Below are 14,095 nucleotides of genomic sequence, written 5' to 3'. Positions count from 1 at the left end.
GAGCAGATCGACCGCGATAGATCGTCTCGGCAGACGCGTAAGCGTTCGCGGTGCCCCGTGCGACCGATACTTTCTCGGTGCCGAGCCAGCCCGGCTTTCCTGCCGATCGGCACAAACTCTGTTGATCGCCGGACTCTCGCTTGCGTGCGGGTGGCGGCCGCCCCCTTCCGTTCCGCCCCCTGCAAGCCATCGGTTCTGGTTGAAGCTCGGAGATCAGGCGTGATCCGTATCGGCAACCGAAAAGGTCGAAGCCACGACTCGCCCGCCGAACAGTACGGTGCGCTCGCGTGCCCCACCGGCGACGAGGCTTTCGACGTCATCCGAGCGCGCAACGAGAAGATCAGCCCGCGCACCCACGCGCAAGCCAGCATCGAGCTCCATCAACCCGGCCGGGATGCGGCTTACCATGTCGAAAGCTTGTCCGAGATCGTTGATGCCGAGCTGACCGGCCAAAAGGGTCCAGCGCGCAATCTCGAGAAGATCGCCGGAGCCTGTCGGCACGAAAGCATCCTGGATATTGTCGGAAGCGGCTGCCACCGGCACGCCGCGCGCGATCAGTTCGCCAACACGCGTGAGCCCCCGCGGCACCAATCGATCGGCGCTGCGCCCCTGCAGGAAGAGATTGGCCGCGGGCAACGTCACGACGGCAACCCCGGCCTCGTGCAGGAGGTCGATCGTCCGCAGCGCAGCATCGCGCGGCATCGCGCCGAGAGCGGAAGAATGCCCCGCAACGACACGCCCGGCGAGGCCGCGCTCACGTGTCATGCGGGCAAGTGCGTCGAACAGCACCCTGCCAGCATCAATATGCTCGTCGATATGCATGTCGAGCGGCCGGCCGGTACGCTCTGCCGTGTCGAAAAGCAGTTCCATGAAGGCCAGCGGCTCGCGAGAATAGGCTGGCACGCCGCCGATCACGTCGGCGCCGAGCGCCAGCGCAGCGGACAGCCACTCTTCGCTTTCAGCGAGCATCGAGGGCGCCTCGCCGGTCAGATGCGCCACCACCTGGATGTGCATCCGATCGCGGCATCGCTCGCGCATGGCGACCATCGCCTCGATCCCGCGCAGTCCAGTCTGCGGATCGATATTGGTATGCGTGCGGATTGCAACCGTGCCGAGGGCGCTGCAGTTCTCGACGGTCCGCAGCGCGCGCGCGATCATGTCCCCCGCCGTGATCGTCGGCGCGATGCCCCTGTACGCCGCGATGGCGCCCTCCAGCGTTCCTGCCGGATTATTGATCAGCGCGCGGGTGCGAGACTTGTCGAGATGCTGGTGGATGTCGACGAGACCCGGCACCACGAGGCGGCCCTCAAGGGCCATCACCTCCGCGCCGTCCGCGGGCAGCGCTCGCTCTATTGCGGAGATGCGACCGTTCTTTCCGATCCGGATGTCGAGGAGCTCCGGCGCGCTTGCGCCTTCTCGGCAGATCCGTCCACCCCTGAGAAGGAGTTCGAGGCGCATCGGACGAGCTCCCAGCGCTAAGGGTTTTCAAGAAAGAGGCCAGAATGTTCCGACCGCCGCACAAAGTGCAGGAAATCGGCGATGCCGTCGCTGAGCATGGCCAAGTGATTTCGCATCAGGGTACCGGCAGTGGCGGCGTCATTGTCGATGATTGCCCGCAGCACCTGCTCGTGCTCAAGCTGGGAGGAGATCATCCGTCCGGGCTGGAAAGTAATCGTACGGCGGTACGGCGCGGTCTTGAGCGACAGCCTGCGCAGTTCATCCTGCAGCACGCGATTATGGCACGCCTCAGCGATGGCATTGTGGAAATCGATATTGGCGTCATAGAAGGCATCGGCATCGCCGCTGATCGCCGCCTTACCGCAGGCTTCGTGCGCCTTGCGCAGCACATCACGCTGCTCATGCGTGATCCGACGCGCCGCCTGCACGCAAGCCAGCGCCTCAAGTTCGGCAACCACGCTGAGCGCATCGAGCAGGTCCGCAACCGACATCTGCGCGACCTGAAGTCCCTGACGCCCACGCGCGACGGCAAGACCGCTCGCCGAGAGCCGCTGCAGTGCCTCGCGTACCGGCGTCCGGGAAACCTGGTAGCGATCGGACAGCTCGCGCTCGTCGAGCCGCGAGCCAGGACGGACACGCCCCCGCAGGATCTCCTCTTCCATCCGCTCGGCGATGTCGCTCGCCAGGGAGGAATCCTCGCCGCGCGACGGCTTCGACGATTGTTTCGCAGGCGGATTGGTCTCGGGGACTGGCCGCGCGCGACGGGGACGGCTGGATTGGGCAGTGGTGCGTGCAGTCATGAGGCGCAGCAAGCCTTGCGATGAGGGATTCGAAGTAGAGCATGTTTGTACATCGCCGCAGCCAGAAAAGCCACCTCGCACGCGATTGCATGCCAAAAACTCTTGTTGGCATGCACGTTTTAGCTTAAACAGAGCGAAAGTCGAGGACCCGTCCCATGAAGCGCTTTGAGACCCGCAACGCCCATTTCGACCGGCTGGTGAACACCCCTGGCCTGAAATGGTTGGGCCAGAACACCAACCACATTCCCGCCCATCCGGCCGTCATCGACGCCATGGTCGCCTGCGCGCGGGACGAGCAGTTTCACGTCTATGCCCCGCCTGCCGGCCTCGAGGCGCTGCGCGCTGGCATCGTGGCCGATGTGGGGCTACCCGCGCAGGCCGCCCTCGTCTCGGATGGGGCCGTCGCCTCGCTCTATCACGTCTGCCACACCCTGCTGCGCGCCGGTGACGAATTCATCACAACCGACCCGACGTGGAACTGGCCGATGGCGTTTGCTCGTTCGGTCGGCGCCACGGTGACCCAGATCCCGATTTATGGCGCGGAGTACAATTACCGGCTCGATCCGGCTCGTCTCGCCGCGGCGATCACACCGCGCACGAAGATGATCTACATTGTCGATCCGAACAATCCGCTCGGCGTAGCCTGCACGAAGGCTGAGATCGAGGAGATCGCTAAGATCGCGCGCACGGCCGGAGCATGGCTGGTGCATGACTGCACGTATCGCGACTTCGCGCACGAGCATCACCTCGCCGCTTCGATCTATCCGGAGCGTACGATCACAATCTACAGCTTTTCGAAATGGCTCGGTCTTGCCGGGCTCCGTGTCGGCGCAATCATTGCGGATCCCGAGGTCCTCGAGCAACTTGCAGCCGCCCCGCCCAACAATCTCGGCTCAAGCATCTTGTCGCAGCGGGCTGCCCTCGCCGGTCTTGCGATCAAGGCCGAGTGGTTTCCGCAGGTACTGGATATCACCCGCCGCAACCAGGCGATGATCTACGATGCCCTGCCCCGCGTGGAAGGCCTCTCGATGCCCGTATATCCCTCAAACGGCAATTTTATCGTGGTCGAATGCAGCGCAAGCGGGGTGCAGCCGGAGGCGCTGGCCGCCGCTTATGGCGAGAGCGGGATCATGATCCGCCAGGGCGCCTACCACACCCCGAATTTCGGCGACCGCTTTGTCAAGGTATCGACATCGGTGCCGCAGGTCTGGGTGGAGGAATTCCTTGAACTGCTGCCCGCGATGATGGAGCGGGCGCGCGGCATCAACCTGGACACGCCGCTGTTCTGACAACTGTAGCTGAGGGTCGGCGCGATGGATTTGCAATTAGGTGGCAAAAAGGTTGTGATCACGGGCGCCTCGCAGGGCATCGGCGAAGGTCTCGCCCATGCCTTCGCGGGCGAGGGATGCCATCTTCACCTCACGGCGCGGTCGGCCGAGAAGCTTGCCACGCTGACGCGCGAGATCCGCGAGCGTAACGACGTGACGATCACGTCGACCGCCGTCGACATGACCGAATCCGGGGCCCCCGAGCGCATCGTCGACGAAGCAGGGAACGTCGACATCCTGATCAACAATGCCGGCGTCATTCCTAGCGGCACGATCTTCGACATCGGGCCGGAGAAGTGGCGCGAAGGCTGGGCTCTCAAAGGCTTCGGGTATGCCGACATGATCCGCCTCGTCTATCCGCGCTTGAAGGAGCGCGGCGGCGGCGTCATTCTCAATAATATTGGCAATGGCGGCGAGATCTGCGATCCGCAATATATTGAGGGTGCCGCGGGTAACGCCTCAATTATGGCGATGACGCGGGCTCTCGGCGGTCGCAGCCTCGACGACAATATCCGCGTCGTCGGCGTCAATCCAGGTCCGGTCGACACGACCCGGATCTACAACATGCTGCGGAAGTTTGCGGAGAATACGCTGGGCGATCCGGCACGGTATGGCGAATTGCTGGCAAAATATCCGCTTAAGCGCCCGGCGAAGATCCACGAAATCACCGATTTATTCCTCTTTCTCGCCTCCTTCCGCTCCGGCTACACCTCCGGCACCATCGTCACAGTCGACGGCGGGATCGCCTCACGGCGCTCCGTCGTTTGATTAAACTGAACAGCAGGATCCTGCCATGGCAATTGCGACAACATCCGATGGCGTGAAGCTGCATTATGAGACGGCCGGATCCGGCACGCCAATCGTCTTCGTGCATGAGTTCGGCGGCAACCACTGGAGCTGGGAGCCGCAGATGAGCTTCTTCACGCGGCGTCACCAGTGTCTGACCTTCGCTGCGCGCGGATTTCCGCCGTCTGAAATCCCGCAAGACGTAACGTCCTACTCGCAGGCGCGCGCGGCGGATGATATTTTCGACATCATGGACTGCGCCGGCCTGGCCAGGGCTCATCTGGTCGGCTTGTCCATGGGCGGCTTCGCCGTTCTGCATGCTGGCCTGCGCCGGCCCGAGCGCGTCCTGTCGGTCTGCGCAGCGGGCGCCGGGTATGGCGCCGAAAAAGCCCATGAAGAGTACTTCAAGGGTATCTCCGAGCAGGTCGCCAGGAACTTCGAAAAGCAGGGCTCGGAGCTTTTCGCGAAGACCTATGCCGAGGGCGCCTCACGCGTGCAGTTTCAGGAGAAGGACCCGCGCGGTTGGGGGTTGTTTGCCGAACGGCTGGGTAAGCATTCATCGAAGGGCGCCGCCAACACCATGCGCGGCGTCCAGATGCAGCGACCTTCGCTTTATGACCTGGAGACCGAGTTCAGAAAAATGAAGCCGCCCTTGCTCGTGATGGTCGGCGATGAGGACGACCACTGCCTCCAACCTGGCGTTTTCCTGAAGAAGACCGTGCCGGCCTGTGGCCTTGCCGTGTTTCCGAAGAGCGGCCACACGCTGAATCTTGAGGAGCCGGCGCTGTTCAACCATTTGCTGTCGGAATTCCTAGGTCAGGTCGAAAGTGGTCGCTGGAAAGAGCGCGACCCACGCGCCAATCCGGCGCAGATCATGCGGACGGACTGAGGCGATGCGCCCGTCCGATCGCGTAGATGGCGCGCGGCTGTTGGCACGGCTGATGGATCTCGCCCGCTTTGGTGCGCGCGAGGATGGCGGCGTCGATCGCCAGGCACTCACAGCCGCTGAAATTCTCGCTCGCGCCGAGCTGGTGCGCTGGGGACGAGAACTCGGCCTTCGTCCCTACACTGACGCCGCCGCCAATCTCTTTCTGCGTCTCGACGGCGCGGAGCCGTCACTGCCGCCGATCCTCACGGGCTCCCACATCGATAGCCAGCCGACCGGTGGCAAGTTCGACGGCGCCTACGGCGTGATCGCCGCGCTGGAGACAGTGCAAGCCATTCGTGACGCCGGCTTGCAGCCCCGACGCTCCATCGAGGTGGTGGCTTGGACCAACGAGGAAGGCTCTCGTTTCTCGCCCGGCATGACCGGCTCGGATCTCTTTACCGGCACGCGTCAGCTCACCATCATCGAAAGCGACGCGGACGCCGCGGGGGTCCGGCTCGGCGACGCACTCGCCGACGTTCTTGGTGCCGATGTCGATATCCCGCACAGGCCGTTCCGATTTGAGATCGCAGCTTTCGTCGAGGCCCATATCGAACAGGGCCCCCTCCTCGAACGCGCCGGCATTCCGGTCGGCGTCGTCACCGGCATCCAAGGCACCCGGCGCTACCGCGTGCGCGTCCACGGCGAGCCGGCGCACGCAGGCACCGCCGACCGCGCCGAGCGCAAGGACGCGTTAATGGCTGCAGTGCGCATGATCGCCGCGATCGATACGGCCGCATCGAGCCCTGCCGACACCAAGCTCACTGTCGGCCTGTTCGAAATCAAGCCCAATGCCCCCTCGGTAGTACCGGCGGACGTTTTGTTTTCAATCGACCTGCGCCATCCCGACAATGCAGTGGTCGACCGGCTCGATACAGAGATTCGCAAGATCGTCGAGCGTGAGCGCGGCCCCTGTACCGTCGAGCTGAAACAAATCCAGCACTCGCCGTCGCTGACCTTCGATCCCGGGGTCCGTGCGACCATCGCGCACTGCGCGCAGGTGCTCGGGATTCCGCATCAGGATATTCATTCGGCAGCCGGTCACGACGCGCGACAGCTGCATTATGTCTGCCCGACAGGCATGATCTTTGTGCCATGCCGCGACGGCATCAGCCACAACCCGGCCGAATGGAGCGAGCCAGACGACCTCACTGCGGGCACGCGCGTCCTTGCCGATACCGTGTGGACGCTCGCGAGCGAAGCATGACCAGCCCGCCGACCGGGTCATTGATCGGTACCTCTGTGCGGCGCCGGGAGGACCTTCGCTTCGTGACTGGGAGGGGCTGCTATACTGACGATCTGTGGCCCAAAGGGATGCTGCATGGCCTGGTCGTCCGCTCTCTCCGCGCACACGGTCGCGGTCTGTCAGTCGATGCCTCTGCGGCGCGGACAATGTTCGGTGTGCATCTTGTTCTCACCGGGAGGGATCTCGAGGCCGCTGGCCTGGCACATGTTCCGGTTGACCTGCCGCCGCCGGGCGCGACTTTCGAGACGTGGCAGGCTCGCCCGCAACCGGTTCTTGCCATCGAGGAGGTACGCTACGTCGGCGACCCGCTCGCTTTCATTGTTGCCGAGAGCATGGGGGCCGCAAAAGACGCAGCCGAGGCGCTCATCATCGACATGGACGCATGCGAGCCCTTGCCGAACCTATCGGCCGGCGCCCCGGACTTTTCGTACGAGGAAGGCGATGCCACAGCGGTGAAGGCGCTTATGGCGGCTGCCCGCCGCATTGTGGAGCTCGACATTCCTGTGCACCGGGTCGACGCGCTACCGCTGGAGCCGCGCGGCTGCCTCGGCCATTTTCAGGATAACACCTTCACGCTGCACGTCTCGACACAACGCGTTCAAATCCTGCAGCGCTCATTGGCGGACCGGATCTTCCGTGTGCCCCGCGAACGCATGCGCGTGGTCGCGCCTGACACTGGCGGCGGCTTCGGCCAGAAAAACGGTGTCTACCCCGAATACGTCCTGTGCCTTGAGGCTGCACGCCGCCTCTCCCGTCCTGTGAAATGGATACCCGAGCGCAGCGAGGCGATCAGCTCCGGGTGTCACGCGCGCGACAATCACTTTCATCTTGCCGCTGCCCTCGACGATGAAGGCCGCATCCTGGCAATTGAGGCGACTCGACGAATGAATGTCGGCGCCTACGCATCGTCGCGATCGATGGTGCCGGTGCAGAACGGCCTGACGCACCTGACGGGCGTCTACCCTGTTTCTCAAGCTCACGTGCGTGTCGATGGTGTCTTCACCAGCACTGCGCCGACCTGCTCGTATCGCGGCGCTGGCCGCCCCGAGAATGTCTATGCTTGCGAGCGTCTTGTCGACGTCGTCGCAAGAACCTGCGGCAAGGATCCGATCGCATGGCGGCGTGCAAATTGCCTAAGCAGCAAGCAGCAGCCATTGACATCGCCGCTTGGTACCACTTTCGACGGTCACGACTTCCATGGCCTGCTCGAAGCGGCGCTGGCGCGGCTGGATTACGATCACTTCCGCGCACGGCGGCGAACGAGCGCTAGCTCAGGGTGGTTGCGCGGGTTCGGTGTCGCGCTGTTCGCGGAGGATCTCCACGGCTCCAACGAGCCGATCCCCGCACGCCTTGAGTGGAGCGGCGAGCGACTGGAGCTAGTCGTCGGGACGGGCTCGGCCGGTCATGGACACGAAACGACGTTTCTCCAGATGACCGCGGAGCGTCTGGGACTGCCAATGGAGCGTCTCGGCTTCGTGCAGTCCGATACGGCACGCATGAGCGAAGGCGTCGGAACGGCCGCGTCCTGGTCCACTACCCTCGCCGGTTCATCCGTGCATTTGGCAGCGGCCGCAGCTATCGAGAATGCCTGCGAGATCGCCGGCGAACTCCTCGAGGTCTCGCCTAACGACATCGAATTTGCCGAGGGTCGATTTCTTGTGGCCGGCACGGATCGCTATGTCCGCTGGGACGATATTTTTGCCCACGCGCCGGACTTCGCGGTAGGTGCGGCGTTCGCCGGGACGGGCCATAATGTCACCGCCTCGTGCCATGCTTGCGAGATCGAGATCGAGGAGGAGACCGGGACGGCTCGCCTCCTCAGCTATGCCATCGCGCAAGATTCGGGAGTTGTGATCAATCCTATGATCTTCATCGGCCAGCTTCATGGTGGCATGGCCCAAGGCGTAGGCCAGGTCCTGATGGAGCAGATCGTCTATGACGAGGACGACGGTCAACTCCTCTCCGGCTCGCTCAGCGATTATGCCTTGCCGCGGGCCACTGACCTGCCATTCATCGCAACGGACATCCAGCCCTCGCGGGCGCCTGACAATCCGCTCGGCGTCAAGGGCGTCGGCGAGGCCGCCGCGACCGGATCACCTGCCGCAGTCGCCAATGCCATCATCGATGCGCTCGCGCCGCTCGGAATCCTGCATCTCGATGCACCATTCACCAGCGAAAAAGCTTTGGCGAGCCATTCGCGACCATCGCAGACGCTAGCGTGAAAAGCTTCAGGTCTCACTTTCGGCGTATGCACGCCGCTGATGCCGCTGTGCTTTTCTGACAAGGACCAGACGCCGATCTATCGTAGGATAGCGTACCACGGACGCGCCCGCACGTTGTTCGCTTCTGGCCCTTCTGCCAAGCGCCTGACGGCGCCCCAGTACGCCCCTTCCACGCCAGCCCGGACTGATAAGCTTTCGTATGAAACCTTATCAGTCTGCGATCTGGATGTCTGCTTTGCCTTAAATAGCAGTTCGCACTGCACCCCGGCGGAAGGTCAGTTAAAGGTCAGAAGCGGACGTCATTCCGCGCAAACGGCTTGACTAAGGGGATAGCGACGCCACGTAGGCAGCGAGTGCGATCATGTCGTTCTGCGACAGCTTTTCGACAGCCTGTTTCATCAGGGAGCTTGCGCTTGCCACGCGCCCGCCGCTTTGGAACTCATGAAGCTGGCGCACGATGTAGGTCGGCGAGCGCCCGGCAATAGGCGGAATCTCACCGACGCCTTTCAACTCCGGACCGTGACAGCTACCGCAGGCAACGGTTATTCCCGATCCGCCCGTCTTCGCGAGTGTTTCCCCCCTCGCCAGGCTTCCAACCGGCACATAGGCTGTGAAGGTCGCCCGGGAGTCTCGGAGCTCGAACTGATCGACGTCGTCCGGCATCTCGACGATGCGCGGCCCCAGGGTTTCGGAGCCGCCCTCCGGGCTTTTGACGTAGAACAAGCGGGACGGCCCTGTCTTTGGAATGCTCTCGCTTTCGACGACCTTGACGATGTGCTTGGGCTTCTGCGCAGAGAAATACCCTGCCGCAGCGCGCGCCTCGGCGTCGGTCATGGCTTTGACTGACGCCATCATCAATTGTGTGGAGGGCCTCTCCGGCCCCGACATCTTTCGCGCGCCGTTTTTGAAGTCGGCTAGCTGCTGAACGAGATAGCTCGCCGGCAAGCCCGCGAGACTCGCATTTTCAGGACCGCCGGTGCCCTCGACGCGATGGCACGATCCGCAAGCGCGGACATCCGGCTTTCGTCCGTTGGCAACGATTTCCGGCATGGCCGGGTGGTCGTCCGGATGCCAATCAGGCGCAAAGAAAAGATCGCGCGCCTGCTTCCAGCTGAACGCGGCGTTGCTGCCGGCGAGTTGATTGGGCTTGTCGTCAGCGTGGGGCACCTTGACGGTCGGGTCCCACAAGAACGCCCAGGCCGGAAGCCCATCAGGTGGAGATCCAATACTGGCATTCTGTGCCAGCGCATCAGGTCCCGCGAGCATCACAGCTGCCAACAAACATACCGCAAGCGATCTCATCAAAAGCCCCTCTGCAACCCGACTAAATCACCAACAAAAGCAAAATGAGAGACGCGATAAAGACTTGGCACAACCGAGCAGCAAGTCACGGTGAGCAAACCAGCAGCTACGAAGCATACGGGCGCCGGGTCGCTTCCGAGTTGCCTCTTTGATTATCCATTTCAGTGTCTTCGGTCATCAACATTTTCTCCGCGAGCATCTTGCGCCTTCACGACGCCAAGGGCGGTGAGCAGAGCGGCGAGCTCAGCCTGGCCTCTCGTGCCTGTCTTGGCGAATACCCTCCTCAGATGAGTTTTGACGGTGTTGGCCGATAGGCCAAGGGCAGATGCTGATGCTGATGCTGACGTCGAAGGCAGGCCGCCAGAAGACATCGATGCAGCGACGCGCGCCTCGGCTCTGGTGAGACCGTAGGCATCGATGAGATGTTGCGTGCCGATCGTTCTCCTCTGAAGAGGATCAATGATGAAGAGGGCGCATGCCGCACCACGAATGTGCGCTTCTCGGAGCACGCCTGACTCACGACTTCTGAGGCCAGCCACCACTATACTGACCAGGCGCGACCTGTCATGAGACGGAACGCTCATAGTGCCGCCTGCCTTGCCGGCCAAGGCCGACCTAACCAGACTGGCCAGGCGCCTGGAATGCGGAGCGGACCAGGTAGAAATTGGCTTGAACTTTAATGTCCCTTGAGCCTCCAAAGAACAGGCCATCTCGTTAGCGTATACGACGTCACCGCCATACCCCACGAGGACAACGCCGTCCGCCATTTGCTCGACAAGCTCGAACGCTGCGTCCCGTAGTGCGCGATAGGCAGTCAGGCGAAAGCCGAGAGTGACCGATCGGCGCAGATGGGGCGCAAGGGCCTCAAAGATCTTCCGCTCGATCGCTTCAAACTCGCCCTGGCGCTCGCTTCGACAAATGTTGAACGCAACTCGGAAATCGTCTCTCGCCGCGAGCGCAATCATGGCATTGTGCCCAATGCCCTGCGGACGGAGTACATCATCGTAGAACCCTGAATTGCGCAGCTTGCCCAGCTCAAACACCTCGTCGGACAACACAAGCTGTCCAAGCGGCTTGCCTTCCATCGCCACAGACCAGGGATTCTGCATGTGGCGCTCCTGATAGGCGCGGTTGCATTCCTGGTTCAATCGGCCGTTGAAATCAAAATAGACCTGTTCGGCTGTGACTGATTGACCGAACAGTATTCCGCCTTCACTTCGGGCGAGGTCGGCGATCGCTGACAGTGCGACCGGCCACAATTGATGATCTCCGGCCGAATCGTAAATCAGGTCCAGGATCTCCTCCATAGCTGCCATTGGGTCAGCCTACTTCTGTTGCAGCTGCGGGGGAGGGTCGACACGCGCAACCACGACCCCTCGATCTGACACGGCGGCCGACAGCGCGATAATTGCCAGTAGCGATCCATAGAAACCGAACACTGCCAGCCGCCACTTGCGTACGACTCGACGCTCCGCGGCACTCAATCCATAGATTGGCTTCTGCATGTTGATGCTCCATCAGCGTTAGAACGACTTAATGAAACTGAACCCCGCAAGGATAAGAAACAGACCGACAAGACGATTGAACGTCGAGGTATCGACACGATTGAAGATCATCAATCCGAGGTAAGCGCCCAGCACGGCCGGTGCTGCATATTGGAGAGTGTCGAGTGGCATGAGGTGCGCCGGCTTCAAGACAAACAAGGCCGCGAGCGACAATATCTGGTTGACCAGAATGAACGGCTGGATGATGGACCGCGCCCGGTGCTTGTCGAACCCCTGAATGTGGCACCACATTGTGACGAAGGCCGCCGGAAATGCAGCGATCCCGCCGGTGATCCCCCCAAGAGCGCCAACAGTGACGCGCCCCCAAAGCGGGTTGCTGCCTGCTGGCAATGAGGGCTTCAGTGCAGAAAAGGCCCCGTAGAAGATCAACAGCAGTCCTAGCAGCGGAAGAAACGCGGACGCCGGCGTCCTTAAGAGTAGAAACAGGCCAACCGGCAACGTAGTGACGCTTCCGATCAGGTATGGAAAACACTCCTGAAGGTGGACGCTCTCGCGCAGGCGCCACACGCAGTAGAGCTGCTGTGAGATCGAGGCGACCAGCAAGATCTGAATCACCGACAAAGGTTCTTTCATCGCATGGAATAGAAATCCGCCTGCAATGGGCGAGAATGCAAATCCTGCAATGCTCGAGAGCAAGGCCGACAGCAACACGATCGACGGGGCAATCAGCGAGGCACCGCCGGCATGGGAATTGGCAATGTTCGTGGCGAAGAGAAACAGACAGGCCGCTGGAATAATGGCGACCGCCCCCCTGCCGCCAAAACCGATAGCTGTCCTCTCGTCAACGGGCTGCATGTAATGTCTCCCTGCAATGCAGCCGCGCGGCGCATGTCAGTCGACGCCAATTTAGGATTCCTGCCGCGATATACGTGTGAAGTAATTCACGTCGATCGATTCAATTCGCTCCGCGCCGATTTCTTCAACATAGCTGAAGTACAACAACAGGACGTCACCCGCGCGGGTGACGAAATGCGGAACCTGCGCGTTTCACCGACCCAAGCCCCGGGAGAAAAATGATTCTTGCTCACGGCGGAGGCGAGTTGCCGACGAATTAGGCGGACAGTCTGCTTAGTAGCATATCGATTCGGATGCAGCCTGGCGAATACGCGTCGCTTTTGAACCGATGTGTCTATAACGATGACGTAGAGAGGCGCATCACAAGCCAATTGGGTGCGCAATTTGCAATGATCTCTTCGTCTCCAAAGGCCCGTCATGAATCGCCCTTCTCTGTTAAGGCTCCTGATGACGGTGATAGGGTTGGCAAAAGGAATCGCGACCGTTGCCGGAAGGCCCCCACCCGACGGCCATCATCACAAGGGCGTTCGTCCCGTGAGTTTTGTTGCGAACTACTAGATTTGCGTTGGGTGCGAACGACCTCCCCACTGGATCGCGACGTATCATTCCGACTTTCCTTCCGGCCCGACACTCTCAGCGACCCAAATTGCGGTGCAGCCTGAGCCGAAAGGACAGGCTCCACAGGAGCGCCTGCCGGAAGTATAGCTTGGCTCTGCTCGCAACCTCTTGCCGCAAGCGAAGTCTGCCTGATCGCCTGCTAAGCGCTTTCCGCGATCATTGCACCTCGAGGCCATTCAACCACGGAGGGCCCCGCATAATCCGGAAAATAGAGCTCAGCAATCCGGAAGGTCCGCACGAAGGTTCTCATCACCTGCTACATGCAGCTCTGGTCGTGGTCTAAGGCAGGTCTTCCTAACTGGAGCCGACAGGACGTGAGTGCGCAAAAAAGTCCCAACAGGATTGTGATCAGATCTTGTGAAGGAGACCACAACGTGCGCGGTCGGACCCTCATATCAAAGAGCTTCGACTGCAGAGACAATTTCCGCTCTCACACCGCGCTCCACTTCGGAAGGAATGCTACTCGATTTGGCAACCTTCATTTAACCATTGGGCACAAGCGATGAAGACTTCAAATGCCGTTCAGTTTCTTACGCCGGCTGCAGGCTCCCTTTCGTTTCGGTCGTTGTCCGCCGACGAGATTGAGGGACTGCTTCGTCTCTTTTATCTCGGCTTTCCCTTTGATGAGAGGCGTGCGCGGTTCGGAGGCGCGGTGTCGGACGGATCGATAGCCCGCTACTGCCGTGAGCTACCCCGTAGGGAAGTTGTCGTGATCGGCTGCCTGGCGCCGGATGGCCTGGTCGCTGTCGCTGAGCTCCACCCACACGGCGATTGCATGGAGCTAGCACTCGCTGGTCGGGACACAATCGACGCGATCACGATCTATGGCCACGTCCTCCAGCTCGCGGCCTTTGAAGCGGGAAGGCGCGGTTGCCGCAACCTTGTCATGAACGTGGAGCTCGCTCGACCGGAGGGATTAGATCTGCTCCGTGGCATGGGGCACATGTGCGTCCAGGATGAGACTGCGACTGTCCAGCTCGGCGATTACGCACGTCTCCACGCACTCTCGCTCGCGCAGCACTAACCATGCAAGCAGAAGAGCAGGTCGTG

Annotated in this window: 11 protein-coding genes and 1 pseudogene; 7 read left to right on the top strand and 5 right to left on the bottom strand. The window is 61.7% G+C overall.

Annotated elements, in window-relative coordinates; all coding sequences use genetic code 11:
- Positions 1-213: 213 nt before the first annotated feature.
- Positions 214-1,317, bottom strand: a complete 1,104-nt coding sequence (locus tag IVB41_RS10210) for an amidohydrolase family protein (protein WP_247430668.1) — start codon at positions 1,315-1,317, stop codon at positions 214-216.
- Here IVB41_RS10210 and IVB41_RS10205 point away from each other — a divergent pair.
- Positions 1,264-1,479: a hypothetical protein gene (locus IVB41_RS10205; RefSeq protein WP_247430675.1), complete on the top strand. Its 216-nt coding sequence runs from the start codon at positions 1,264-1,266 to the stop codon at positions 1,477-1,479. The genes IVB41_RS10210 and IVB41_RS10205 overlap by 54 nt on opposite strands.
- On the opposite strand, the gene IVB41_RS10200 is transcribed toward IVB41_RS10205, so the two are convergent.
- Positions 1,476-2,258 (bottom strand): GntR family transcriptional regulator, encoded by a 783-nt coding sequence (locus tag IVB41_RS10200; protein WP_247430567.1) that lies wholly within the window; start codon positions 2,256-2,258, stop codon positions 1,476-1,478. The genes IVB41_RS10205 and IVB41_RS10200 overlap by 4 nt on opposite strands.
- A gap of 149 nt (positions 2,259-2,407) precedes the next feature.
- On the opposite strand from IVB41_RS10200, the pseudogene IVB41_RS10195 reads away from it, so the two are divergent.
- The 5 genes and pseudogenes from IVB41_RS10195 to IVB41_RS10175 all read left to right on the top strand — a co-directional run.
- Positions 2,408-3,547 (top strand): annotated as a pseudogene (locus IVB41_RS10195) (pyridoxal phosphate-dependent aminotransferase); the annotation flags it as partial.
- A gap of 24 nt (positions 3,548-3,571) precedes the next feature.
- Positions 3,572-4,354: an SDR family oxidoreductase gene (locus tag IVB41_RS10190; RefSeq protein ID WP_247430561.1), complete on the top strand. Its 783-nt coding sequence runs from the start codon at positions 3,572-3,574 to the stop codon at positions 4,352-4,354.
- Between the two features lie 25 nt (positions 4,355-4,379).
- Positions 4,380-5,261, top strand: coding sequence for an alpha/beta fold hydrolase (locus IVB41_RS10185; RefSeq protein ID WP_247430558.1), 882 nt, complete (start codon positions 4,380-4,382; stop codon positions 5,259-5,261).
- 4 nt (positions 5,262-5,265) lie between these two features.
- A complete protein-coding gene (locus IVB41_RS10180) occupies positions 5,266-6,504 on the top strand; it encodes a M20 family metallo-hydrolase (protein WP_256464227.1) in 1,239 nt (412 codons plus the stop codon).
- Positions 6,393-8,765, top strand: a complete 2,373-nt coding sequence (locus IVB41_RS10175; protein ID WP_346770810.1) for a xanthine dehydrogenase family protein molybdopterin-binding subunit — start codon at positions 6,393-6,395, stop codon at positions 8,763-8,765. Before IVB41_RS10180 ends, IVB41_RS10175 begins: the two co-directional genes overlap by 112 nt.
- Positions 8,766-9,086: 321 nt before the next feature.
- Here the strand turns inward: IVB41_RS10175 and IVB41_RS10170 are convergent, their stop codons facing one another.
- From IVB41_RS10170 to IVB41_RS10160, 3 genes are all read right to left on the bottom strand, one after another.
- Positions 9,087-10,067, bottom strand: a complete 981-nt coding sequence (locus tag IVB41_RS10170) for a c-type cytochrome (protein ID WP_247430500.1) — start codon at positions 10,065-10,067, stop codon at positions 9,087-9,089.
- Positions 10,068-10,228: 161 nt separating this feature from the next.
- The gene (locus IVB41_RS10165; RefSeq protein WP_247430496.1) at positions 10,229-11,383 is read right to left on the bottom strand and encodes a hypothetical protein; all 1,155 of its coding nucleotides are present in this window, start codon (positions 11,381-11,383) and stop codon (positions 10,229-10,231) included.
- Positions 11,384-11,590: 207 nt separating this feature from the next.
- A complete protein-coding gene (locus IVB41_RS10160) occupies positions 11,591-12,427 on the bottom strand; it encodes a sulfite exporter TauE/SafE family protein (RefSeq protein WP_247430493.1) in 837 nt (278 codons plus the stop codon).
- A gap of 1,120 nt (positions 12,428-13,547) precedes the next feature.
- On the opposite strand from IVB41_RS10160, the gene IVB41_RS10155 reads away from it, so the two are divergent.
- Positions 13,548-14,069 carry a hypothetical protein gene (locus IVB41_RS10155; protein WP_027567934.1) on the top strand — a complete coding sequence of 174 codons (522 nt, stop codon included), beginning with the start codon at positions 13,548-13,550 and terminating at the stop codon, positions 14,067-14,069.
- Positions 14,070-14,095: the final 26 nt, after the last annotated feature.

Origin of the sequence: Bradyrhizobium sp. 44, assembly GCF_023073095.1 — a bacterium.
In the GTDB taxonomy this organism is placed as follows: domain Bacteria; phylum Pseudomonadota; class Alphaproteobacteria; order Rhizobiales; family Xanthobacteraceae; genus Bradyrhizobium.
This window is presented reverse-complemented; position numbering and strand designations above follow the sequence as displayed.

Bases quoted from the DNA above. Each gene is read 5' to 3' on its own strand.
- IVB41_RS10205 (WP_247430675.1), top strand. From the start codon at position 1,264: ATGCTGGTGGATGTCGACGAGACCCGGCACCACGAGGCGGCCCTCAAG.
- IVB41_RS10210 (WP_247430668.1), bottom strand. From the start codon at position 1,317: ATGGCCCTTGAGGGCCGCCTCGTGGTGCCGGGTCTCGTCGACATCCAC.
- IVB41_RS10200 (WP_247430567.1), bottom strand. From the start codon at position 2,258: ATGACTGCACGCACCACTGCCCAATCCAGCCGTCCCCGTCGCGCGCGG.
- IVB41_RS10190 (WP_247430561.1), top strand. From the start codon at position 3,572: ATGGATTTGCAATTAGGTGGCAAAAAGGTTGTGATCACGGGCGCCTCG.
- IVB41_RS10185 (WP_247430558.1), top strand. From the start codon at position 4,380: ATGGCAATTGCGACAACATCCGATGGCGTGAAGCTGCATTATGAGACG.
- IVB41_RS10180 (WP_256464227.1), top strand. From the start codon at position 5,266: ATGCGCCCGTCCGATCGCGTAGATGGCGCGCGGCTGTTGGCACGGCTG.
- IVB41_RS10175 (WP_346770810.1), top strand. From the start codon at position 6,393: ATGCCGCGACGGCATCAGCCACAACCCGGCCGAATGGAGCGAGCCAGA.
- IVB41_RS10170 (WP_247430500.1), bottom strand. From the start codon at position 10,067: ATGAGATCGCTTGCGGTATGTTTGTTGGCAGCTGTGATGCTCGCGGGA.
- IVB41_RS10165 (WP_247430496.1), bottom strand. From the start codon at position 11,383: ATGGCAGCTATGGAGGAGATCCTGGACCTGATTTACGATTCGGCCGGA.
- IVB41_RS10160 (WP_247430493.1), bottom strand. From the start codon at position 12,427: ATGCAGCCCGTTGACGAGAGGACAGCTATCGGTTTTGGCGGCAGGGGG.
- IVB41_RS10155 (WP_027567934.1), top strand. From the start codon at position 13,548: ATGAAGACTTCAAATGCCGTTCAGTTTCTTACGCCGGCTGCAGGCTCC.